Origin of the sequence: Gordonia malaquae (genome assembly GCF_037148075.1) — a bacterium.
Lineage (GTDB): Bacteria > Actinomycetota > Actinomycetes > Mycobacteriales > Mycobacteriaceae > Gordonia > Gordonia malaquae.
This window is the reverse complement of sequence record NZ_JBBCUB010000003.1, coordinates 270,476-294,016: the sequence shown is the minus strand read 5'-3', so window position 1 is coordinate 294,016 and position 23,541 is coordinate 270,476. Positions and strand designations below refer to the sequence as shown.

The window sequence follows — 23,541 nt, the reverse complement described above, 5'->3', positions numbered from 1 at the left end:
GCTACTTACGGCCGCCCTTCCAATTCATTCCCCAGCCGTAGGCGTGGTCGACGGCGTCCTGAGCGCCGCGGATGTAGCGCACCTCGCGGTTGATCACGAGCTCACCGTTGCGGTTCTCCAGGAGCGCGATGGCGCACGAGACGGCGCCGTTGGTCGCGTCGTCGAGGAGGACCTCGATCTGGGGCCCACTCTGCGGGAACACGGTGACGACACCGTTCGCGCTCGCCCAGTTGGGCGTGCCCTCGTAGATGTACGCGAAGATCAGGATCCGGCGGATCCGCTGCGACTGCGAGAGGTCGATGTACATGTTCTCGCCGCCGGCGACAGAACCGGAACGATCGTCACCGTCGAGATAGATGACCGGATTCCCCGTCCGGGGCGCCTGGAAAGAATTGCCGAGTGCCTGAACGATGCCCTTGGTCCCGTCGGTGAACTCCCACAGGCAGGCCAGGTCCAGATCGACCCCGCTGGACCTGCGGAAAAGGCCGCCGCCTCTGCCCTGCGTCCAGTTCAGGTTCACCCGGAGCTGCCCGGTGGTCGAGCCCTGTTTGGTCAGCGACACACTCGGCGCCGACTTGGTCAGCGTCAGCTTCTGCAGAGACACCGGCGGCTGGGGAGACGGTTGCGGGGGAGGCGGCTGCTGGGCAGGTGCGGCGGGCTGGGGATTGGGACGCTTGGTGTAGTCGATGGCCATCTTCAGACGGCTCCTTCCGCTCGGCATGACCGACCTGGTGGTGCTGACCTACTTGTGACAGAGGCCACCCGTGTCGAGGAACGCCCCCAGACTACGTTGCACCGATGATCATCGCCGGTCATCAGCCGCCACGGCACGAGCGTCCGCACCGAACGACGACGCGATGACAAGACCTCCGGCGGGGTCACGTCGACAACTCGCCACCGCCACGTGGCATGGCCGCGTCAGTTCTGCCGGTATGACGAATCCGCCGTCGAGCTCGTAGCGCGTGATCGTCACTTTGCGCGGAGTCGAGCGCGGGTCGTCGGGAGCGTTCGGGGGTTCGTCTCCGCGAAGGACGACCATGGCCTCGGTGACGCCGGGCGGCCAGACGAACATCACCCGATCTGCGGTCGCCGCCACTCCACCCACAGGCGGCAGATCCGGGTCGGGCACTCGCGACCGGCCCGGGACCTGAGCGGCCTGTTCGAGAGTCTCCCCGGAGCGGACCGGCGCCGAGTGTCGACCGTCGACGATAGTCGTGACCTCGTACACCGGGACGTCGACGCCGAGCGAGCCGCCGTCCTCCAGTTCGGTTGCGGCGGTGCGTCCGACCGTCTGCTGTCGACCGTCCGGCGTGTGCCGGACGACCCGGTAACTCGCGCCGGAATCGGGTGAGGGCAGCCAACTCACCCGGATCGAGCCGTCGGCAGTCCTCTCGGCAGACACCGGACCCGCGGGACTCACCGCGCCCACATCCGACGGGGCGGCGTCGAGCAACCGTCGGGAGTTCGCGAGGGCCTCGGCGAGTCCCGGTCCGGACGTACGGAGGATGTCGATGTCAGAGGCATGTCGCGCCAGCCATTCCAACGTCTCCAGCGCGGAGGCGTGGTGACCGGCCGCCACGTCCGCCTCCGCCTGCCGCCACCGCTGCTGCGCGTCGCGGATGGCCCGGCCGACTTCGTCCGCGACCGCCTCGATCTGCCGACCGGCGTCGACGTCGTCGCCCGCCAGGCGACGGGCTCGCTTGAGCACTGAACGCGCCTGGACCGGCCGGCCCTCGCGCAGCATGCCGCGCGCCTCACGCAACGGCTCGGCCCAGTCTCGACGCGGCGCGGCGGCCGTCTGGCCTGCGGCGACGCCGGATGTCACCGTCGCGCCGAACTCGGCTGCTATCGAACCGATCAGCCTTTCCGCCCCTACCGGGCCCGCGCCGCGGTCGATCGCCTCCTGGCGCAGGAAGTCTCGATCCTCGGCGAGGAGTTCGTCCTCGATCAGGACGGCCGCCCGGATCCGAGGACGCAGATACTCCGCGATCCGGCCGGTCATGGCGTCGGCGTAGGCGGCCGCGGTCGCCGGGTCGCCGAGAAGCACGTCTCGCACATGCAGGAGCAGTTCGTCGATCACGGCGCGCATCCGTCCGGCGCCGAGTTCCCGAGCGCGTTGCGACAACGATTCCGTCCGCGCCTGCACCTCGGCGCGGTTGTCGGCGTCGTCCAGCGTCAGCAACAGCAGACCGAACAGTGTCGGCGTCGGCGCCTCGTCGCGCAGGCGGTTGAACTCGCCGAGGAGTTCGTCGATCTGTTCGAGTCGACGGTCGGTCAGGTTCGACGAATCCGTCGACGACGGCTGTGGGGTCGACGCGCCGTCGTCGACTGTTCGGTATCGGCGCAGTCTCGTCGCGACTTCGTCAGGGGTGAGTCCCCCCATCGCCCCCACGTCGTCGAGACCGGCCCGCTTGGACGTCGGGATTCCGCCGTATCGGTCCTGCAGGCGTTCGATCGCGCTGTCGAGCAGGCGATACCGTTCGGCATCGCGAACCTCCCGGCGCGCGGCCACCACACCCGCCTGAGCCGCTCGGGCCGCCGCGAACCGCAGCGCCGCCGACCGGGTCTCGTGTTCGGCGACGAGCCGACCGACGAGCACCCGATACTTGGGGTGGTCGCGATGCTTCTGCCAGAACGCCCACACCTCGTCGATGCGGACCGCGACCACGTCGTCCGGCAGTGCGCCGGCAGATTCGACGGGGATGTCGTACAGCTCGAACACGTCGGACGCGTCGGGGCCGCCGCGACGTTCGACCGCCGCCAGCACTCGCTTGCGGTAGTCGTTGGGGACGAAGGGGTGCAACGCAGGACTGCTCATCGCCGGCACTCAGACATCGCGTCGACGAGTGCGGTGAACCTGGTCGAGTTCGCGGGCCACCTCGGCCTGCGACAGCGTCGCACCCGTCCGGGCCGACATGGTCAGCGGGATCTGCGCTTCGACGTGGAACGCCGTCACGTGCAGCACGCCGTCGAAGCCCATCTCGAATGTCACCTGGACTTCGCTGCCCTCGTCGTAGCCGAACGGAATGTCGGTGATGCTGCCCTCGATGAGCACCTTCGCATCCTCCGGATGCGGTGATAGGGCTTGCCCCTGTTGTTCGACGACGACCAGCTCGATTCGATCCTGGTTCATTCGCATGGTGCCGAACGATCGACGGACCCGGATCGGCAGCGTCTGATTGCGATGCACCAGCCAGGTCGCCTCCGTTTCACCGCTGCGTCCCACCGCGAGCACCCCGAAACCGCGGGAGACGACGGTGTCGACGGTGATCTCCAGCATCCGCCGAACACCGGAAACCGGCAGCCCGAACGCGGCCGCCACTCGCGCGCACGCGCCGTCGACGTCGCCCGGGTCGGCGGTGAACAGCGGTGCACCGTCCGACAGACGGCCACGTGTACGCAGATCGGCGGCGACGAGACGTTCGATCTCGAGTTTCTCGCCGTACACGGCAGCACCGCGAGCCACTGCGAGATCGGGGTCGGTGAGCTCCGGCGTGATGCCGAGCGCGGCACCGACCTCGCGGGCGACCGCGGGCATCCGGGACGACCCACCCACGAGCAGTATCCGGCTCAGCCTGGTGACGCCGCGGTCGCGGGCGGCCGCGACGCATGCCCGCGTGAGGTCGAGCGTCCGGTTCAGCAGTCCGGCGGTGAGTTCTTCGAGATCGGCTCGGGACACGGCGATCACCGACCGCGCCCCGTCGTGCGCGATGATGACTGTCGTCGACTCGGCATCGGTCAGCTCGTGCTTTGCACGCTCGGCGGCGAGAATCAGCGCCTGTGAACCAGCCGAGTCGTCGAGCGGGTCCTCGGCGTCGGGATGCTCCTCGCAGAACCGACGGGACAGGTGGAGTGCGAGGCGTTCATCCCAGTCGGTGCCGCCGAGCTGATGATCTCCCTCCACCGCGAGCACCGAGATCCGGCGGTCGGCCAGTTCGATCACCGTCGCATCGAACGTTCCGCCGCCGAGGTCGTAGACGAGGACGGTTTCATCGGTGCTTCCCGACGCGGCGCTCGTGTCGGTGAGGCGCCGAAAGCCGTACGACAGCGCTGCCGCGATCGGCTCGGACAGCACACCGACCACGTCGAGGCCCGCGTACGTGCCCGCCTGCACGGTTGCCCGTCGTTCCTCGTCTCCGAAGTAGGCGGGGACCGTGATAACCGCGCGCTCCACCTTCTCTCCGGCGAAAGCGGCGTCGGAGGCCAACGACTTGAGGATCAGTGCGGAGATCGCCGGCGCCGACCACGACTGCCCGTGCGCGACGAACCTCCAGTCGGCGTCGCCCATCCGCCGTTTGACGAGCGCGCAGACATTGTCGGGGTCCAGGCGCGCCTGACGCCGGGCGCCTTCACCGACCATGTGATCGTTCGCGCTCGGGAGGAGGACCACCGACGGCGTGGTCGGGACGCCGCCCAGTCCGATCACCACTTCGGGGCGTCCATCGGCATCGATCGTCGCAATCGCGGAGTTGGTGGTTCCCAGGTCGATTCCGTATACACCCACGATCGGGGATCGTAACAGCGGCGACGATGCCGTGCCGCCACTGGAAATGATCCACCTCAAACAATCCCCACCGCCGACACAAGTGCGACCATGGATCGCGTGAGCCCCGATGCCGAATCCGATGCAGGCCCCGAGTCCGCGACCATCGCACAGGTCGCGGAGACTGTCGAAGACCTGGCTCGGGTGATCGCCCGGCAGGCGCAGACTCTCGATCGACTCGTCGAGTCGGACCGCAGTCGTGCCAAGCAGGCCGCGGCGGGCGCCGACCTGCCCCTGCTGGTCGACCTGTTCGCCCTCTACACCGACGCAACCCTCTGTGCGGAGAGCGCCGACGACGCCGATAGTGCCGCGTTCGCAGCGATCGCCGCCGGGCTCGATCGGGTGATCAGCGGGCGGAACGGCGTGCTTGTGGTCCCCTCGCCCGGCGCGACATTCGACGCTCGCACCATGGAGGCCGTCGACGTCGTCGACACCGGCGACGTCGCCGAGGATCGCACGGTTGCTCGGTTGCTTCGGCCTGGACTGCAGGTGGGCGACAGGTCGATCCGCGCAGCGGCGGTGATCGTCCGGCGGCATCAACACCTGACCTGACCCGTCCGATCGACGACGCTCGGGCGCGTTCACCTTACTGACCTGGGACTGCGTGGCGTGTTCCACGTCATCGCTTGACATTCCCGGTGAGCGGGATCACCATTCTCTAGGTATCTGACTGACGGCTCAGTTAATGGAGGATCAGTGACCACCAGCCCACCCACGACGACCGACACGTCGACGTCCGAGGATCTGCCCCAGGGCGTGCTGCCCCTATGGGCGGTCTTCGGTGTCTCACTCGGCATTCTGGCTCCCGCGTCGACACTCGCCCTCGCCATCGGCGTCATCATGCAGCAAGTCGGAGCGCTCAGCTGGGTCACCTGGGCGGTGACCTCGCTCCTGGTCCTCGGTTTCGCCGGCGGCATCGCCTGGCTTGCTCGCAGGTTCACCACCACCGGCGGCATCTACGGCCTCACCACCCGCGCCGCCGGACGCGGTCCCGGCTACTTCGTGATGTTCGCGCACCTCGCGTCGTCGCTCGTCTCCGGCCCCGCCTGCGTGCTGGGTGCGGCGATCTACCTCGATGCGTGGCTCCGCAAGCTCGGCGTGCCGTACAACCCGTGGATCCTCGCCGGCTGCTCAGCCGTCGTCGCCATCGCCGTGACCGCACTCTCGCTGCGCGAAGTGAAGCTGTCCGCGAAGCTCCTGCTCCTGATCGAGTTCTTGACGATAATCGTGATCGTCATCCTGTTCGTCGTCATCCTGGTCCGCGTCCCCGGTGGTCCTGTCGACGGCCGCCAGTTCGACTTCAGCGGATTCTCCATGGCTGCGATCCTCGCCACGGCAGGCTTCTCGGTGTTCTCGATGGCCGGGTTCGATCACGCCGTCACTCTCGGCCGTGAAGCCCGTAATCCGAAGCGCGCCATCAGCCTCGCCGTGGTCGGATCGGTCTCCGCGTGCGGCTTGCTCTACCTCGCGGGCACCTACGTGATCGTCCTCGGCTTCCGCGACGTCCCGATGGACGGCATCGACGCGCCGCTCGACGTCCTCGCCACGCACTACGACGTCGGCTGGCTCGCTCACCTCATCAACCCGGGCGTCGCGATCAGCTTCTTCGGATCCACCCTCGGCATCATGGCTGGCACCAGCCGCACCGTGTACACCATGGCTCGCGACGGAATGCTGCCGAAGGCGCTGTCCGGTGTCGACCCGGTGCACCGCACTCCGCGAACCGCCGTCCTCACTCTCGGTGCGATCTATCTGATCGTGAGTGTGCTCGGCGCGCTGCTGGCACGGGCGACGACCACCTACTCGCTGCTCGGCACCTTCGCCGGTTACATGCTCGTGGCGTCGTACGGCGCGACGGTCTTGGCGGCAGGCTGGTACGCGATGCGCACGAGGTCGGTCGGCTTCGGGATCGGAATCTCGGTGCTGCTCGCAGCGTTCGGATCCGGGCTCATCTATTGGAAGAGCTTCAACCCGTTCCCCGAGGGCAACCGCTTCTGGGTCGCGATCATCTTCTTCGTCGCGGTCGTCGGCATCGTCGGCAGCTGGGCGTGGCTCAAGCGAAACCGCCCGACCGTCGCCGCCCAGGTCGGCGAATCGGACCGTCGCACCGACGCGGACGTCGACGAGGCCGAAGGAGTCGAGACTTCAGCCTGATCCACATCTTCCGGAGGTCCTCCACCGCACCGCGGTGGAGGACCTCTTTTGCTCATTGAGCCGTGCCGGAGCGCTAGCGTAGGCGCGAGTCGGAATGCCGCGAGGTCCACTGAAAGACATGCGCGGAACCTCGAAATGCCTGGCTAACGTGCGTCGGGCGTCGACGCGGGGTGACCGTGGTCAGCGCGAAAGGCCCGTACAGCAGAACCGACACCGGGAAACACCAGGTCGGCGGAGATCTCGCTCATGATCCGAGCGGAGTCGAGCGACTCGCGCAGCTCAGGCGTCACACCGGCGAGGACAAAGCGCGCACCGACCGAGTGCACGAACCCGATGAGACTGCTGATCGCCTTGGCTGCAGAGTAGTCGACGTCGGAGACTGCGGAACAGTCCAGGACCAGCCACTTGACCGGGTCGGGCGCGCCTTTCACGAGCGCCGTGACGTCATCGGAGAAGCGCCCGACATTGGCATAGAAGAGATCGGCGTCGTACCGGAAGACGATGAGCCCCGGCAGGCTCTGGTGGCCGGGCTTCGCCGGCTCGTACTGTCGCCGACCGTCGTCGCCCACCCCGATCACAAACCGATCCGGGCGGTACTGGCGATGAATCATCTGCAATAGGGACAGAACCATCGCGGTGACGATGCCGGTGAGCACTCCGAATCCGACGACCATCGCCGTCGTCACCACCGCGACGCCGAACTCTATCCGCCGGATCCGCCAGATGCTGCGGAAAGATTTGAGGTGGATCAACTCGACACCCACGACGAACACCACGGCGGCGAGTACCGCCTCCGGCAGATGGGCGAGCAGCGGCGACGCGAACGCGACCACCGCGAGTGTTGTCAGCGCCATCGTCACATTGGCGAGCTGTGTCCGCCCCTTCTGCTGATCGAGGACCGCTGTCTTGGTGGGACTGCCGTTGACCACAAAAGACCCGGTGAAAGCCGCGGAGACGTTCGCCGCGGACAGGCCCAGGATGTCGCGGTTCACGTCGACGTGGTCGCCGTGGCTCTGCGCGAAACTGCGAGCGGTCGCAGCGCTCTGCGCGAGGATCACCAACACGCAGCCGAAGGAGACGGTCAGGAGCTCGGGCGCCTTCGCCCATATCGCAGTCCACGCCGGGAAACTGATGGTCGGCAGGCCCGCGTGAACGTCGCCGATGGTGGGGACGGCGGTCAGATCGAAAAGCATCACCAGCGCGATCGCGCCGACGACAACGAGTATCGGCATCGGAAGCTGCGGACGGAAACGTTTCACGAGAAACAACGCGACAACGGTGACGGCGCCGAAGACGACGGCCTGCCACCGCACGTCACCCAGATGCGTCGCCACAAACGCCCACTTGCCCCACACGTGACTGCCGTGAGCGCGCTCGATCCCGAGCAGTCCCGGAACCTGCTCGGTGACCACCAGGACGCCGACTCCGGCGAGGAAGCCGGCGAGGACCGCTGTCGACAGGAAGTCGCCGAGGAAACCGAGACGCAAGACCCACGCGAGCAGCAACATCACACCGGTGACCAGCGCGATCAGACCCGCCCACGCGAGCCACTCCGGAGTCGACGGGTTCAACCCAGCGACCCCGAGACCGGCGATCCCCGAGGCGAGGAGCGCTGCCGTCGCCGAATCCGCACCGACGACCATCAGCCGAGACGCTCCGACGAGCGCGAACACGATGGCCGGGACGATGAGCGAGTAGAGACCCGCTCCGAGCGGGACCTGCGCGATGGAGCTGTAGCCCATCGCCTCCGGAATCGCGACGGCCGCGAGCGACACACCCGCGATCACGTCGGCGCGCAGCCACCGTCGCTGGTAGCCACGCATGGACAACGGCGTCAGCCGCGAGACGACCCGGCGGCTCTCCGAGCGCAGTCGAGGAGACGTATCGCCCGAACCGTCAGTGACCACGCCTAATCCACTCGGCGAGATCGCCGGCCTCTGCACCGACGGTCGTGTCGTCGCCGTGACCGGTGCACACGCGGGTGTCGTCGTCGAGGACCAGGATCCGATCGCGGATCGACGCGATGATGTCGTCGAAGTTCGAGAACGAGCGGCCCGTGGCGCCCGGTCCGCCCTGGAACAGGGTGTCGCCGCTGAACAGGACCTTCGACGACGGCGACCAGATCACGCACGAACCCGGAGAGTGCCCGGGAGTGTTGATCACCTCCAGCCGCTCGCCGCCCACCTCGATCACCTGGCCGTCGGCGAGCTCACCGTGCCCGACGCCCGGATGTGTCTGCTCCCAGAGCATCTCGTCGGCCGAGTGCAGCAGGATCGGCGCACCGGTGGCCTCGGCCAGTTCGGGCGCGACGCCGATGTGGTCGTTGTGCGCGTGTGTCAGCACGATCGCCACCACCCGACGCTCCCCCACTGCCGCCAGAATCGGCGCGGCATCGTGGGCGGCGTCGATGATCACAACTTCGGTGTCGTCGCCGACCACCCACACGTTGTTGTCGACGTCCCACGTCCCGCCGTCGAGCGAGAACGTGCCGGAAGTGACGACCCGGTCGATCCTCACAGCTGAACCACCGAGCGCAGCACCTTGCCCGCCTCCATCGACTTGAACGCCTCGTCCACGCCGTCGATCGCGATCCGCTCGGTGACGAACTTGTCCAGCGGGAGACGCCCCTGCAGGTGCAGATCGACGAGCATCGGGAAGTCCCGTTCGGGCAGGCAGTCGCCGTACCACGACGACTTGAGCGCACCACCGCGGCTGAAGAAGTCGACGAGCGGCATCTCCAGGCGCATCTCGGGTGTCGGAACCCCGACGAGCACCACGGTGCCCGCGAGGTCGCGAGCGTAGAAGGCGGTCTCGTACGTCTCGGGACGTCCGACGGCGTCGATCACCACGTCGGCGCCGTTGCCGTCGGTGAGTTCCCGGATCGCCTCGGCCACGTCGTCCACCGACGACGCGTCGACGGTGTGCGTCGCGCCGAGTTCGGTTGCCCATGCGAACTTGCCGGGGTCGCGGTCGACGGCGATGATCGTCGTCGCGCCGGCCAGACGAGCACCCGCGATCGCTGCGTCGCCGACACCGCCGCAGCCGATCACGGCGACCGAATCGCCGCGCGACACGCCGCCGGTGTTCATCGCCGCACCGAGACCGGCCATCACGCCGCAGCCCAGGAGACAGGCGACAGCCGGGTCGACGTCCGGATCGACCTTCGTGCACTGACCTTCGTGCACCAGGGTCTTCTCCGCGAACGCGCCGATGCCGAGGGCGGGCGACAGTTCGGTGCCGTCGGTGAGTGTCATCGGGACGCTCGCATTGTGCGTGTCGAAGCAGTACCACGGACGGCCCCGCTTGCAGGCACGGCACTCGCCGCAGACCGCACGCCAGTTGAGGACCACGAAGTCGCCGACCTCGACGTGAGTGACGCCCGAGCCGACCGACTCGACCACACCGGCGGCCTCATGACCGAGAAGGAACGGGTACTCGTCGTTGATGCCGCCGGTGGCGTACGCGAGGTCGGTGTGGCAGACGCCGCACGTCTGGATCTTCACGACGACGTCGTTTGCGCCCGGGTCCGGGATCACGATGTCCACGAGTTCGGTCGGTGCGTTCTTTGTTCGGGAGATGACTCCCTTGACGACCTGGGACAACCCCGGTCCTCCTTGTTCTCTGGCGAATACGGTGGTTTCGAGCAGTCGTGCGGGTGTTACTTGAGGGCTTCGGTGAGCTGAGCCTTGGTCATCGTCGAGTAGCCCTTCACGCCCTTGGCCTTGGCTTCGGCCTTCAGATCGGCGACGGTCTTCGCACCCGACTTCGCGGGCGCGGCCTTGGCCGCAGCGGGCTTCGCCGACGCTGCGGGCTTCGCTGCGGCAACGGGCTTGTCGGCGGCCGCGGCGGCCGGCTTCGCGGGCGCAGGCTTCGTTTCGGCAGGCTTCGCAGCAGCAGCGGGCTTCGCAGCGGCTGAGGGCTTCGCGGCAGCGGCGGGCTTCGTGGCGGCAGCGGGCTTGGCAGGAGCAGCCTTCTTGGCCGGGGTCGCCTTCTTGGCGGGGGCGTCCTTCTTCGGCGCCGCGGACTTGGCCGCGGTCTTCTTCGCAGGAGTCGACTTCTTCGCCGGAGCAGCCTTCGTCGCTGCGGGCTTCGCGGCCGACTTCGCCGGTTCTGCCTTCTTGGCCGGGGCTGCGGCCGGCTTCGCCGCAGCGGCGGGCTCGGCCTTCTTGTCCGGCTTGGCAGGTGCTGGCTTCGCGGGCTCAGGAGCCGCGTCCTTCTTGTTCAGCGGCGAGTACGCCAGAACGGTGTCGCGCAGGGCGACGACTTCATTGGAGAGGCGCTTGACCTCTTCCTCCAGGCGGGCGAGCAGAGTCTTCTTGCCAGTCATCGGGGTTCCCTCCGAGGAGACGTTGTCGAGCCCGCCGGCCGTTCCGAACAGGCTTGCTTTCACACCCTACGGCGCACACGCCCCTGGTGGGAGGTGTGACGCGGGGTTCGGGTCAACTCTTCTCAACTCCGATCACGCGCAGGTCGGCGTCGAGGACCACGAAGTCGGCGCGCCTACCCACGGCGAGGACTCCGATGTCGTCTCGGCCGAGGACCCGCGCAGGCGTCCTCGAGCACATCGTGGACGCGGCGATGAGCGCGTCGTCGTCGGTCATCGGGACGGGAGCCGCGCGCAGTCCGCGCACCGTCCGGGCGAACAGTCCGTCCATCGTTGCGGTGCTCCCGGCGATCGCATCCGTGCTGCGCAGCCGGGCGACGCCGTCGCGGACGTACACCTCGAGGGAGCCGAGAACGTAGTCTCCGTCCGACATGCCCGCGGCGACCATCGCGTCGGTCACCAGCGCCACCCGATCGGCTCCCACGCTCTGCTGCACCTGCGCGACGAGCGACGGATGCAGGTGGACGCCGTCACCGATCAACTCCACCACCGCACGCGGGTCCGAGAGCAACGCGAGGATCGGTCCCGGCTCTCGGTGCCCGAGCGGCGCCATCGCGTTGAACAGGTGGGTCGCGACGCTGGCGCCTGCGTCGAGCGCCGCCTGCGTCTGGGCGAAAGTCGCGTCCGTGTGCCCAACGGCGACCCGCACGCCTGCCGTGACGAATCGGGTGATCGCGTCCAGCGCTCCGGGGAGCTCCGGCGCCATCGTGACCATGGCGATCGTGCCGTCGGCGATGTCGAGCAGGTTGTCGATCTCGGCGAGGTCGGGACTGCGCAGCCGGTCTGGGGCGTGGGCGCCGCACCGCGAATGCGCGATCCACGGTCCTTCGAGATGAATGCCTGCGATCGCTCCCGAACGGACGAGCGGAGCGAGGCGCCCGACGATCTCGGCGAGTTCGTCGGGGCTCGCGCTGACCGTGCTGGCGACAGTCGTCGTCGTTCCATGCGATCGGTGAAACTCCGAGGCCGCTCGCACCTGGTCGGCGTCACCGTCGGTGTACGACGCTCCCCCGCCACCGTGCACATGCATGTCGACGAACCCCGGAACAATTGTCCCTGAAGCGAACTCGAGATCCGGCTCGCCCTGAGGACGTCCCTCCCCGATGGCTTCGACCACGCCGGCCCGTACTTCGAACCAACCTGGGCGGTGGACTACGCCGTCGGCGACCACCGCAGAAGCGGCCACAATGCGGGACTGAGAAGACACGTCTTGCAGCCTATCGACGATCCGCACACACCACGCGGACTCCAAGCGGACGGTCTTCCCTGAGGTCAGGTCGGCGCATCACAATACGGGCCGCCCAAAGGACGACCCGGTCATCCATTCGGTTCAATTCCAGCCCGCGGGGTGACGGTTCCCAGCCGATACGCGATGGACTGGACGAGACGGTCGGGTCTCTGGTGTGGAGTGCCCGGCCGACCAGACCGACCAGGGAGCACCCATGACGTACCCACCGGGATATCCGCATCAGCCGCAACCCGGCTTCGGCGGGGCTGCGGCGGCAGCGTACGACGCGCAACGGCGCAGCCGACGGCGGACGACGATCATCCTGTCTGCCATCGTGGCGATCCTGTCGGTCGTGCTCGCGCTCGGCGCGATCAAGGTCTACCAGGACAAGACCGGGAACATCATCATCCCCGCGTTGAGCCTGCGTGCGGCCGACGACGCGGGACCGGATCCGTTCACCCCGTCTGTCGCGCTCGCCCACAACACGACTCCTCTCAAGAACCGCACCCGCGGCACCGGCCACCAGGGCGTCCGCGTGGTCAGCGGCACAGATCCCGGCTTGTACGCCACCACCGGAACCTCGTCGTGCGACACCGCCGCCCTCGGCAACTACCTCAACTCCAACCCCGCGGCCGCGTCGGCCTGGGCGAGTGTCTTCGGCATCCGCACGTCCGACATCTCGTGGTACCTGAACACACTGTCGCCGGTGGTGCTGACCGCCGACACCTGGGTGACCAACCACGCCTTCCGCGGTGGCGTCGCCAGTCCGTTCCAGTCGGTCCTGCAGGCGGGCACTCCGGTGTACGTCGACTCCATCGGCGTGCCGCGAGCGGTCTGCTCATGCGGCAACCCGCTCCGCCCTCCTGCCTCAGCTCCCGTCGGCGGCTACCGCGTGATCGGCGACCCGTGGCACGACTTCCACACCCGCGACGTCGAACGCGTCGTGTACAACACGCAGCACGTCACGATCGTCAACAACACGACCACGGTTGTGAACCAACCCGCCGCCCCGGCGCCGCTGGCGCCGTTGACGATTCAGAACCTCGTCACCGGACTCACCGAGATCCTGAACATCGGCGGCACCCTCGACCTGCCCGCGCCTCCGGCCGACGTCAAACTCCCGGACCCGGCAGCGCTCAACACGGCACCGACGTTCACCGCAGGCGACGCCGATCAGAACGGCACCGTCGACGGCAGTGACGCACCGGCCGAGGCCGTTGTCGAACGAGCGCAGGAGAACAACGACGCGCCCGTCATCGAAGCGTCGTCGAGCACCACTGTGATCCCGTCGGACGGCGCGACCACGACTGTCGAGACTCCAGGTGCCGAGACCCCCGGTGTCGAAACACCCGGCACGACTCCGGGTGTCGAGACTCCCGGCACCACCCCGGGAGTCGAGACACGGGGCATCACGCCATCGGACGCCTCCGTCCCCACCACGGAGACCACGGTCGCCACGACGCCGACCGACTTTGGTTCGTCCACCGGTGACACGATCGGATCACTGACGTTCACCTCCGGCGGCACCAGCGTCACGTGCACCCTGCCGTCGAGTTTCGACTCTTCGACTGTCACCGCCACGTGCAGTGACTCGGTCAGCCGTGAGTTCAACGCGTCCGACCTGTCGCAGTCGACGGTGAGTTCGGCGGTCTCGTCGTCGAGCGATCAGATCTGGCGGGTCACGCCTGTCGGTTCCACTGAAAGCCTCGCGGTGACCACTGCTTCGTGGCAGACACTCACGACGACCACGTCAGAGAGCACAGAGACCGAGACCTCGGTGGAGCCCACCGAGTAGTCCTGACCTGGTCGTCGGGCGGAGTCGATACACCTCGACTGCGCTCGGCGAGCGGGAAAGGAGCGCTCGGCGGTCGGGAAGGATTGCTCAGCGAGCGGAAAGGCTCGCCCGACGAGCGGTCAGGTGAACTCGCGCCACATGTCGTTCTCGTCGGCGAGAAGATAGGCGGGATCGGGGACGCCCCACACTTCGCGGAGTGCGTATTCGACGGCGATCGCGGCCTCGTCGACATGCCTGCGCTCGAATTCGAGGATCAGTGTGTCGTCGGCTCGGCGCCAGCCGCGGTCCCGGAGCATCCGGACCCGACCAGCCTGCTCGCGTTCGTCGGCGGAGAGCTGGTCGACCTCGATCATCAACGCCAGCCCGTCGTCGCCGATATAGGCGGCTTCGAGTTGTGCCGTCATCCCGCTCCAGTTGGCGACGGCGTCGTACACGCTGAACGGGTACCCGCGGGTGAGGTCGGAGAGGTAGTCGGCCAGTCGGATGCGGAAGTCGCGCCACCGCCCGTCGAGCTCGGCGTCGAACGCGGACTCGTCGAATCCGCTGATGTTCTCGGTGATCGGGTCGGTCACAACACACCTCCGAAGCAGGCGGGGAGCTGGCTCGTGTCCCACGGTAACGCGATCACGGCGACTGGCGGTGGATTACCTCGCACCACACATCACATTTCTGTCGTATGACGTCGCCGTGTCGCCGACGTGTCACATCGCACAAAAACAGGCCCAAGGTTTCACGAGATCGTTACACACGGATACAGTGACGCCCGGAATAGTCCGGTAGGTCGAGTACGTGTTCAACGGCGCACACGTACGAAAAGGATCGCCGTGGCCGAGCGACCTTCGAGCATGCCGCGGGTCGCTCTCATTCGAGTAGAGAGTGATACCACCCAATGAGTGACTGGGCCCCCCAGCTCCACGACATCTACGACGTCGTCAACCGCCGTAACCCCGGTGAACCCGAGTTCCAGCAGGCCGTTCGCGAAGTCTTCGACTCGCTGAGCCCCGTTGTCGCCAAGCACCCCGAATACGTCGACGTCCTGACTCGCATGTGCGAGCCGGAGCGTCAGATCATCTTCCGCGTCCCGTGGACCGACGCCAACGGCGACGTCCAGATCAACCGCGGTTTCCGTGTCGAGTTCAACTCGGCCCTCGGCCCGTACAAGGGTGGCCTGCGTTTCCACCCGTCGGTGAACCTGTCGATCGTCAAGTTCCTCGGCTTCGAGCAGATCTTCAAGAACTCCCTGACCGGCCTGCCCATCGGCGGCGGCAAGGGCGGTTCGGACTTCGATCCCAAGGGCCTGTCCGACCTGGAGATCATGCGCTTCTGCCAGTCGTTCATGACTGAGCTGTACCGCCACATCGGCGAGTACACCGACGTTCCGGCAGGCGACATCGGTGTCGGCGGCCGTGAGATCGGTTACCTGTTCGGCCAGTACAAGCGCATCACCAACCGCTACGAGTCCGGTGTCCTCACCGGCAAGGGCGTCTCGTGGGGCGGCTCGCTGGTCCGCCCGGAGGCCACCGGCTACGGCGCGGTGTTCTTCGTCGACGAGATGCTGAAGTCGAAGGGCGACACGTTCGAGGGCAAGAAGGTCCTCGTGTCGGGTTCGGGCAACGTCGCGACCTACGCCATCGAGAAGATCCACCAGCTCGGCGGCACCGTGATCGGCTGCTCCGACTCGTCGGGTTACGTCATCGACGACAAGGGCATCGACCTCGAGATCCTCAAGGAGGTCAAGGAGGTCCGTCGTGCACGCCTGAGCGAGTACGTGGCTCTGCGCGGCAACGGAACCAAGGTCGGCACCGAGGGCTCGCTGTGGCAGGTCCCCGCCGACATCGCTCTCCCCTGCGCCACGCAGAACGAGCTCGACGAGAACGATGCCAAGGCGCTCGTCGCCAACGGCTGCATCATCGTCGGTGAAGGTGCCAACATGCCCACCACGCCGGAAGCCATCAAGGTCCTCCAGGCCGCCGGCGTCGGCTACGCGCCCGGCAAGGCCGCCAACGCAGGCGGTGTCGCCACCTCCGCGCTGGAGATGCAGCAGAACGCGTCACGCGACTCGTGGAGCTTCGAGTACGCCGAGGGTCGCCTCAACGCGATCATGCGCGACATCCACCGCAACTGCCTGGAGACCGCCGACGAGTACGGCGACCCCGGCAACTACGTCACCGGCGCCAACATCGCCGGCTTCGTGAAGGTCGCCGACGCGATGAACTCGCTCGGCGTCATCTGACCGTCAGACCGACGCGACCGACCGCACGCGCGCACGATTCGTCGTACGCCGTGCGGTCGATCTGTGTCCGGGCCTGTCAGGCCTCGTCCGCGACTTTGGCGACGGCTTTGGTGAAGACGGTGTCGAAGCCGGAACGATCAGGCTTGGCGGACGGAGTCAGGTTCATCGCCTGCACGCTGACGAGGTATCCCTCGACCGAGGCGTATCCGAAGAGGCCGCGCGTGGTCACCGTTGTCGAGTCGACGGTCGCCTCGGTCTCCATCTCCAGCACCAGCGAATCGGCGGCTGCTGTGTTCGGACCGTCGACGACCTTCTGCTTCACTCGCGATGTGATCTTCTGACCGTTCATCGTCATCGTCATCGTCATGTCGGCACATTTGCCAGTCGCCTGCCGCCGGTACTCGGCGATCGTCGTCGGCACGACGGCGAGAGATTCCGTCAAAGTGGTGGTCGTCCCCTTGGTTGCGACCACGAGGCCGATCTTGTTGATGTCGACGCTGTCGGGCACCGCGCTGAGCTGAACACAGCCCGCGGGTTTAATCTTCGCATTCTTCGTCGTCTCGAGAATTCTGTCGACCATCTGTTGGGTCTGACCGCGGGGGATCTCCTGCGCGGTGTAGCCGGTCGGGAACTCCGACGCGTCGAGCACCAGACTATGCACCTTGGAGGCGTCGGCCGGCGCGGTGCTGCTGGGTCCCTCCGGCGTGTCGGAGCTGTCGGAGACTGCCGCGGCGCCGTCCGCTTTGACCGCGGAGCCGCTGTCGGAGCAGGCTCCGACGAGGCCGATGACCCCGATGCCCACGATGACGCTGCCGACAGACTTCTTCACTGTGTTTCGCATGACGTGCATTCCCCTTGCTCACATGGGCCGAATGGCCGTTATGCAGCATACTTCGCACGCGGTCCGCTCACGCGGGCGACCGCGAGGCGCGGCGCTGGTCAGGCGCGGGCAGCTTTTCTGACCGCAGCGGCCACCGTCGCGTCGAAACCTGCTCGATCGGGCATCGATCCGTCGGCCTTCACCGACTGGACTGTCACGAGGTAACCGTCCACCTGGAATCGCCCGATGAGTCCCTGTCGTTCCTCGTCGTCGACAGTCGACACCTGGCGGAACGTGACGCCGTCGAATCCTTCGATCGTCGCGGGCTGCACGTCGGCGCTGGTGATGACCGCGGTTGTGCCCTTGGCCGGACCTGCAGTGAGCTTCACGGTGACCTTCGAGCACTCGCCCGACACGGCGGCGATCAGGCCGGTCGCCGATTCGGTCGACTGCGACACCGACTGGCTGAGCGTGGACTGGCCGTTGACCGCGACCACACTGCCCGTCTCCGAATCGGATGGCGCTTCGTGACTCGATTTGCACGACGCGGGGGTCACCTCGGCGTCGCGGCGACTGTCGTCGAACTGGTCGACGATCGTCTTCTTCTCGTCCTTGCCGAGGGTGACGACGCTGTACCCGGCAGGGAAGTCGTCGGCCGTGAGGACGGAGTCGAGGGCCCGCTGGACGGCGGGATCCACCGTCTCCGATTCGCTGCACGCTGACACGACCGCGACGACTGCGACACCGGCCAGGAGTGAGCCGACGGCCCTGAACGACTTCTGCGACATGCGTTTCAATCTACTGGGCGAGCCTCGCTCAGGCCGGAGCGTCCTTGAAGTAGACGAGCTGGTGGGTGGTCGCGAGCAGCACGTCGTCGTCGCCCCAGATCTGGCCGTACTGGTCGAAGTGGCCGCCGGCGAAGCGCGCGGCCTTCGCGGTGGCGAGGACCGGTCGTGATCCCTGCGCGGCCAGTTCGTCCGCGCTGGCGTGGAAGTACGTGGTCAGCGAGATCGTGCCCGCAGGCGCGTATGCGCCCTTGCGCAGGAACACGCGGGGGAAGAAGGTGTCGGTGATGCTCGTCAGCGACGCGAAGTCGAGCGGCCGCTCGGGCAGGTCGCGGATCCACATGGTCGTCGTCGAATCGTCCAGGGCACCGTCGTTCATCCCGCCGACGATGAAGCGCTTCTCATAGTTCCGCGCCCATGCGATGAAGTCGGGGAAGTCGACGGCCTCGACGGAGTCGGAATCGGGTGCCTGCGGGGCCGTCGGCTCGGTGTCGGTCCAGGTGTCTCGTCGGATGCCGAGCACCGCGGTGCCGGTGGCGACGGTGTGGTCCTGCTGGTCGATGGTGAACGTCCAGTGCTGGTTGGTGCGGTTGGTGCGCACCGGAACGAGTGTGAGGTCCCAGTGGCCCTCGGCGATGGGTGCCACGTAGTTGACGGTCAGTGCGAGGGGGTCGCCGAGCGCGTCGGGGTGCTTCTGCAGTGCGCTGACGATCGTCGCCGCGGTGATGCCGCCGAACGGCCCGACCATGTTGTTGTACGCCGGGTGCGTGGTAGCTCGGACAGTGTGAGCGTCCGTGTCGAGGGCGGTGACGGCTGTCGCTTCATCGAAGACGTGGGTCATGTCTCGAATCTAACAGAATGATCGTTCTACATCGCTATGCTGTGGTCATGACCACGACGCCCGTACGCGAACGCCTGCTGACGTCGGCGACGCTACTCTTGCGCAGTCGCGGCGCCGACGGATTCGGGATGTCCGAACTCCTCGAGCACAGCAAGGTCGCCCGCAGGTCGATGTACCAGTACTTTCCCGACGGCAAAGCCGACCTGCTTCGCGTCGCCACGGCCGAGTCCGGCAAGGCAGTCGGAAACATGCTGAAAGCCGTCCTCGGCGAGATGTCCACGCTCGACGCGGTCGACTTCTGGGCCCAGCAGTGGGCCGATCTGCTGATCGAGAGCGACTACCGGCTCGGTTGCCCGCTGGCCGCCGCCTCGCTGAGCGCCCAGGAGTACCCGGCCGCCGCCGCGGAGGCGGCGACCGCATTCCGTCGCTTCGAGGGACTGATCGCCGACGCCTTCGTCCGGGACGGCCTCGACGCGGACGAGGCGGCCGCCGCAGGCTCTGTCCTGGTGTCCGGACTGGAGGGCGCGATCCTCACCGCACGCGCCACCCGCGACGCATCCGTCTTCCACACGCTCGCGGCTCACGCCCGCGCGGTCTGGGGCCCGAAGCTCGGTTAACCGTGACCGGCGTCGGGGTCCAGCGTGGTTCCGCGCGGGACGACGAACCAGACCGTCAGCGCCACGCCGAGCATGATCAGGCCGCCTATCAGGCTGGTGACCTGCATCGATCCGGTGAACGCCTCCCCCGCCGCCTCCGCGACATCGGGCAGTCCGGCTACATTCGCGATGTCGACAGCCGCGCCGATCGATTCCCGTGCCGGGCCCGCAAGCTCGCCGGGCAGTTTGGCGAGCTCGCCTGACGAGTCGAGGTCGGCGCGGTACATGACCGACGCGACGCTGCCGAGGATCGCGACGCCGAGGACGCTTCCGACCTCGTACGAGGTCTCCTCCATCGCCGCAGCGTTACCCGCTCGATGCTCGGGACTACCCGACATGATGAGGACCGAACCGACAGCCAATGAGCCGATACCCGCTCCCACCAGGCACAACGCGATGACGATCGACGCATATGTCAATTCACCCGGGATCAGATAAATCACGACCATGCCAAGCCCGGACAGACCGATCGCTCCCGCCAGGACCGCTCGCGGACCGATCATGCTCGCCAACTTCGGGGCGACGAGAGACGCGCCTGCCGCTGCGAGCGCGAGCGGGATCAGCTTGACGCCGGTGGAGATGGGCGAGCTGCCCTCCACGCTCTGCAGCCACTGAGCGAGCAGAAGCAGAGCCGCGGCCATCGCGAACATCGATCCGAGCGCACCAGCGATGCCACCGGTGAACGGACGGCTGCGGAACAGTCCGACGTCGAGCATCGGATCGTCCTGCCGCAGACTGCGTCGGACGAAGACCGTCAACGCGATCACCGCGAAGGCGAAGACGACCCATGCGGACGGAACGGCGAGACTCGATTCCTTGCCGAACTTCTTGATCGACCACATCAGCGCGATCATGCCGCTGAACGACAGCCCGATGGTCGGCCAGTCCCAGGCGCCCGGCTTGTCGGACACCGACTCCGGGAGCAGGAGCACGCCGGCGATGATGGCCAACACCATCAGCGGAACGTTGACGAGGAACGCCGAATGCCACGAGAGGTTCTCGAGCAGAACACCGCCGACGAGGGGACCGATGGCAGCACCGAGACCGGCGATCGCCGACCACAGCGCGAGCGCCATCGCGCGCTGTTTGGTGTCGGTGAAGATGGTTCTGATCAGCGACAAGGTGGTCGGCATGATCATGGCGCCACCGATGCCCAGCATGGCGCGGATCGCGATGACGGCACCGGGCGAGTCTGCGAACAGCACCAGCAGTGAGGCCAGTGCGAAGATCGTGTAACCGGTCAGCAGCAGACGTTTGCGGCCCCAGCGGTCGGCGACGGCGCTCGACGCGACGAGCAGGCCGGCGAGGACGAGCGAATACACGTCCACGATCCAGAGGAGCTGCTCCCCGGACGGTTGAAGCTCGCGCGACATGGTCGGCAGCGCGATGTTGAGGATCGTCATGTCCATGGTGATGACGAGCAGGCTCATCGAGAGCGTGATCGTCGCCGCCCATGCGCGGCGAGTCGAGATCGGCGGTCGGGCCGGCGGTGTCGTGATGTCGGTCATCAGCTGTCCTCTGGGTGATTCAGGAAGGGCGCGAAGGCTCGTTGCAGGTCGGCTTTGGAGACGGGGGCACCGCGAATGGCGGCGTGCACGCACGCGCCGTCGGAGATGATCGCGACGGCGAGCGCGTTGTCGTGGCCGATGTGTTCGGCGAGCGCTTCGATCATGCCGTCAGTCCACCGTCGGGCCAGTTCACGCACCTGCGGGTCGAACGTGGCCGTCGAGTTGAGGGCGGCGGCAGACGCGACGCTCCGCTGATCTGAGAGGTACTCGAAGAGGTAGTCGACAAGCCGATCCGGAGCGCCGGCCGGGTCGGCGACGAACTCGTCGCCGATCTGTTTCAACGTGCGATCGATGTCTTCGACGTGGAAGGCCAGGGCCGCCTGGCGGAGGTCGTCGATGGACGTGAAGTACGCCGTCGTCGACCCCAACGGAACGTCGGCGCGGGCGGCGACCAGTCGATGCGTCAGTTTGCCCGGTCCCACTTCGGCGATCAGGTCGGCTGCAGCCTCGATGATCGATTGACGCCGCGCCTGCGGGTCGTGCTTCGCCATCAGAGCCTCCAATTCTGTACGTTTGTACATGTACATGTGTACAGAACTTCCGAGTCGACGGCAACTGCATTTTTCGCAAGCCAATGCTACATTGGCGTAGGAAATGATTCCTACATAGTTGTAGGAACTGAACGAGATTGGGCACCGTGGACATCTTCAACCCCCGTACCTGCGAATTCAGTGAGTTCGACGACGCAACCCGCCACCTGCTCGGCGCGACCGTCGACTACTTCGAAACTCTGGGAAAGCAGCGCCTGCTCGCCGAGAACAGGGATCGAATCTGGTACCAGGACTTCCTCGACTTCGTGAAGAGAGAGCGTCTGTTCGCCACGTTCCTCACACCTGCCGAGTTCGCGGACGGCGACCCGGACAAGCGCTGGGACACGGCGCGCAACGCACGTCTGAGTCAGGTCCTCGGCTTCTACGGCATGCAGTACTGGTACGTCTGGCAAGTCACGGTCCTAGGACTCATGCCGATCTGGCAGAGCACGAACACGGAGGCACGCCGACGGGCTGCCACCCTTCTCGAGCAGGGCGAGATCTTCGCTTTCGGATTGTCGGAGCAGGCGCACGGGGCGGACGTGTACTCCACAGACATGCTCCTCGACCCGCGACCGAACGGAGCCGGATTCACCGCGACAGGCGGCAAGTACTACATCGGCAACGGCAACCGCGCGGCCATGGTGTCGGTTTTCGGCCGCCGCTCCGATGCATCGGTCATCGACTCGTCCAGCACCGACAGACGACTGTCGGACGCCGAATACTCCGGCTACATGTTCTTCGCCGCAGACTCTCGTGCTGACGAGTACAAGTTGCGCAAGAACGTCGTGGACTCGCAGATGTATGTGGCGGCGTTCGACCTCGAGGACTACCCCGTGGAGGACGCCGACGTCCTCCACACCGGTCGGGCGGCCTTCGACGCAGCGATGAACACAGTCAACGTCGGCAAGTTCAATCTCGGATTCGGCGCAATCGGCGCTTGCGAACACGCGATGTACGAGGCACTCACCCACGCCGATTCACGAGTCCTGTTCGGCCATCGAGTCACGGAGTTTCCTCAGGTCCGAGGTCTGATCACGGACAGTTACGCTCGTCTCGTCGGCATGAAGCTGTACAGCGAACGCGCCATCGACTACATGCGCTCCGCCCATCGAGACGATCGTCGGTACCTGCTGGTGAGCGCCATCGAGAAGATGTCGGTGACTCGAAGCGGGCAGCGACTCTACGAGGACGTCGCAGATGTCATCGCGGCGCGCGGATTCGAGAACGACATGTACTTCCCTGTAGGGCTGACCGCCATGTTCGGGTTGCCACGCCTGGAGGGGACGGTTCACGTGAACATGGCGTTGGCGCTCAAGTTCATGCCCGGTTACATGTTCGATCCGTCCGACGTCGGGCTCGCGGCGCTAGGGCGCCTACCGTCAGCGATACCGACTTCCTCTATCGCCGGCGCACTTCGCTGGGCCGGTCGGCACGCCGCAACCGCCGTCCCGCGCCTTCGAAAAGAGGCCGCACGCGTCCCGACCGCCGACGTGCCCGTGCGCCGGGACACCGCCGACGACACCTTCCTGTTCAACCAGGGACCGAGCGCAGGTCTCGGCAAGATCGTGTTCCCCGACTGGCGGCCGATCTTCGAGCAGTTCTCGGAGGTCCCGAACGTCGCCGTCTTCCTCGACCAGGCGCTGACCTTCCAATCGCTGCTCGCCGCCGCCGCGCCGACATCCGATCAACGCGGCGATGTCGACTTCCTCTTCGCACTCGGCGAACTGTTCACGCTGATCCCGTATGCGCAGTTGATCCTTGAGCAGGCTCGCCTCGTGGGAACGGATCGTGATGTGCTCGATCACCTCTTTGATCTGCTGGTGCGCGACTTCTCCCGCCATGCGGTGACCTTGAGCGGCAAGCCGACCTCCACTCCTGCACAGCAGCGCAGGGCACTCGAACTCATCCGCCGCCCGATCGCAGACGACGACCGGACCGAACGGGTTCTGGAACGGGCCAGGGAACTCGCCGGCGCCTACACGATGAACCCCTGAATCGACT

20 protein-coding genes are annotated in these 23,541 nt (G+C 66.7%); 6 read left to right on the top strand and 14 right to left on the bottom strand.

What is annotated here, in order from left to right; genetic code table 11:
• Window position 1: 1 nt before the first annotated feature.
• The 3 genes from WFK36_RS13410 to WFK36_RS13400 all read right to left on the bottom strand — a co-directional run bounded on the left by WFK36_RS13410 (window position 2) and on the right by WFK36_RS13400 (window position 4,504).
• Window positions 2-694, bottom strand: coding sequence for a TerD family protein (locus WFK36_RS13410; RefSeq protein WP_336792262.1), 693 nt, complete (start codon window positions 692-694; stop codon window positions 2-4).
• 108 nt (window positions 695-802) lie between these two features.
• Window positions 803-2,818, bottom strand: coding sequence for a hypothetical protein (locus WFK36_RS13405; protein WP_336792260.1), 2,016 nt, complete (start codon window positions 2,816-2,818; stop codon window positions 803-805).
• Window positions 2,819-2,827: 9 nt separating this feature from the next.
• The gene (locus WFK36_RS13400) at window positions 2,828-4,504 is read right to left on the bottom strand and encodes an Hsp70 family protein (protein ID WP_336792258.1); all 1,677 of its coding nucleotides are present in this window, start codon (window positions 4,502-4,504) and stop codon (window positions 2,828-2,830) included.
• Between the two features lie 90 nt (window positions 4,505-4,594).
• Here WFK36_RS13400 and grpE point away from each other — a divergent pair, with 90 nt between their 5' ends.
• Entirely contained in the window at window positions 4,595-5,095 is a 501-nt protein-coding gene (gene grpE / locus WFK36_RS13395; RefSeq protein WP_008380457.1) for a nucleotide exchange factor GrpE, read from the top strand.
• Between the two features lie 144 nt (window positions 5,096-5,239).
• Entirely contained in the window at window positions 5,240-6,697 is a 1,458-nt protein-coding gene (locus WFK36_RS13390; RefSeq protein WP_336792256.1) for an APC family permease, read from the top strand.
• A gap of 143 nt (window positions 6,698-6,840) precedes the next feature.
• Here the strand turns inward: WFK36_RS13390 and WFK36_RS13385 are convergent, their stop codons facing one another.
• From WFK36_RS13385 to WFK36_RS13365, 5 genes are all read right to left on the bottom strand, one after another.
• The gene (locus WFK36_RS13385; protein WP_336792536.1) at window positions 6,841-8,520 is read right to left on the bottom strand and encodes a SulP family inorganic anion transporter; all 1,680 of its coding nucleotides are present in this window, start codon (window positions 8,518-8,520) and stop codon (window positions 6,841-6,843) included.
• 73 nt (window positions 8,521-8,593) lie between these two features.
• Complete coding sequence (locus WFK36_RS13380; RefSeq protein WP_336792255.1) at window positions 8,594-9,214, bottom strand: MBL fold metallo-hydrolase; 621 nt, start codon at window positions 9,212-9,214, stop codon at window positions 8,594-8,596.
• Entirely contained in the window at window positions 9,211-10,299 is a 1,089-nt protein-coding gene (locus WFK36_RS13375; protein WP_008380466.1) for an S-(hydroxymethyl)mycothiol dehydrogenase, read from the bottom strand. The genes WFK36_RS13380 and WFK36_RS13375 overlap by 4 nt, the downstream gene beginning before the upstream one ends.
• Window positions 10,300-10,355: 56 nt before the next feature.
• Window positions 10,356-11,024, bottom strand: a complete 669-nt coding sequence (locus tag WFK36_RS13370; RefSeq protein WP_336792253.1) for a hypothetical protein — start codon at window positions 11,022-11,024, stop codon at window positions 10,356-10,358.
• A 112-nt stretch (window positions 11,025-11,136) separates the two neighbouring features.
• Window positions 11,137-12,288, bottom strand: coding sequence for an N-acetylglucosamine-6-phosphate deacetylase (locus WFK36_RS13365; RefSeq protein WP_336792252.1), 1,152 nt, complete (start codon window positions 12,286-12,288; stop codon window positions 11,137-11,139).
• Between the two features lie 235 nt (window positions 12,289-12,523).
• Here WFK36_RS13365 and WFK36_RS13360 point away from each other — a divergent pair, with 235 nt between their 5' ends.
• A complete protein-coding gene (locus WFK36_RS13360) occupies window positions 12,524-14,104 on the top strand; it encodes a DUF6777 domain-containing protein (RefSeq protein ID WP_157436227.1) in 1,581 nt (526 codons plus the stop codon).
• A 119-nt stretch (window positions 14,105-14,223) separates the two neighbouring features.
• Here WFK36_RS13360 and WFK36_RS13355 read toward each other — a convergent pair whose 3' ends face one another.
• Window positions 14,224-14,676, bottom strand: a complete 453-nt coding sequence (locus tag WFK36_RS13355; RefSeq protein WP_336792251.1) for a TY-Chap domain-containing protein — start codon at window positions 14,674-14,676, stop codon at window positions 14,224-14,226.
• A gap of 317 nt (window positions 14,677-14,993) precedes the next feature.
• Here WFK36_RS13355 and gdhA point away from each other — a divergent pair, with 317 nt between their 5' ends.
• Window positions 14,994-16,337 (top strand): NADP-specific glutamate dehydrogenase, encoded by a 1,344-nt coding sequence (gene gdhA, locus WFK36_RS13350; RefSeq protein WP_008381905.1) that lies wholly within the window; start codon window positions 14,994-14,996, stop codon window positions 16,335-16,337.
• A gap of 76 nt (window positions 16,338-16,413) precedes the next feature.
• Here the strand turns inward: gdhA and WFK36_RS13345 are convergent, their stop codons facing one another.
• The 3 genes from WFK36_RS13345 to WFK36_RS13335 all read right to left on the bottom strand — a co-directional run bounded on the left by WFK36_RS13345 (window position 16,414) and on the right by WFK36_RS13335 (window position 18,783).
• The gene (locus WFK36_RS13345; protein ID WP_336792249.1) at window positions 16,414-17,178 is read right to left on the bottom strand and encodes a hypothetical protein; all 765 of its coding nucleotides are present in this window, start codon (window positions 17,176-17,178) and stop codon (window positions 16,414-16,416) included.
• A 98-nt stretch (window positions 17,179-17,276) separates the two neighbouring features.
• A complete protein-coding gene (locus WFK36_RS13340; RefSeq protein WP_336792247.1) occupies window positions 17,277-17,945 on the bottom strand; it encodes a hypothetical protein in 669 nt (222 codons plus the stop codon).
• A gap of 28 nt (window positions 17,946-17,973) precedes the next feature.
• Window positions 17,974-18,783 carry a thioesterase family protein gene (locus WFK36_RS13335; RefSeq protein ID WP_336792245.1) on the bottom strand — a complete coding sequence of 270 codons (810 nt, stop codon included), beginning with the start codon at window positions 18,781-18,783 and terminating at the stop codon, window positions 17,974-17,976.
• Window positions 18,784-18,830: 47 nt separating this feature from the next.
• Here WFK36_RS13335 and WFK36_RS13330 point away from each other — a divergent pair, with 47 nt between their 5' ends.
• Entirely contained in the window at window positions 18,831-19,400 is a 570-nt protein-coding gene (locus WFK36_RS13330) for a TetR/AcrR family transcriptional regulator (protein WP_336792244.1), read from the top strand.
• On the opposite strand, the gene WFK36_RS13325 is transcribed toward WFK36_RS13330, so the two are convergent.
• Together WFK36_RS13325 and WFK36_RS13320 are read right to left on the bottom strand one after the other, a co-directional pair.
• The gene (locus WFK36_RS13325) at window positions 19,397-20,947 is read right to left on the bottom strand and encodes an MFS transporter (RefSeq protein WP_336792242.1); all 1,551 of its coding nucleotides are present in this window, start codon (window positions 20,945-20,947) and stop codon (window positions 19,397-19,399) included. The two genes, WFK36_RS13330 and WFK36_RS13325, sit on opposite strands and share 4 nt — an antisense overlap.
• Window positions 20,947-21,498, bottom strand: coding sequence for a TetR/AcrR family transcriptional regulator (locus WFK36_RS13320; RefSeq protein ID WP_336792240.1), 552 nt, complete (start codon window positions 21,496-21,498; stop codon window positions 20,947-20,949). Before WFK36_RS13320 ends, WFK36_RS13325 begins: the two co-directional genes overlap by 1 nt.
• A 146-nt stretch (window positions 21,499-21,644) precedes the next feature.
• Between WFK36_RS13320 and WFK36_RS13315 the strand changes: the two genes are divergently transcribed.
• Window positions 21,645-23,534, top strand: coding sequence for an acyl-CoA dehydrogenase family protein (locus WFK36_RS13315; protein ID WP_336792238.1), 1,890 nt, complete (start codon window positions 21,645-21,647; stop codon window positions 23,532-23,534).
• Window positions 23,535-23,541 lie beyond the last annotated feature (7 nt).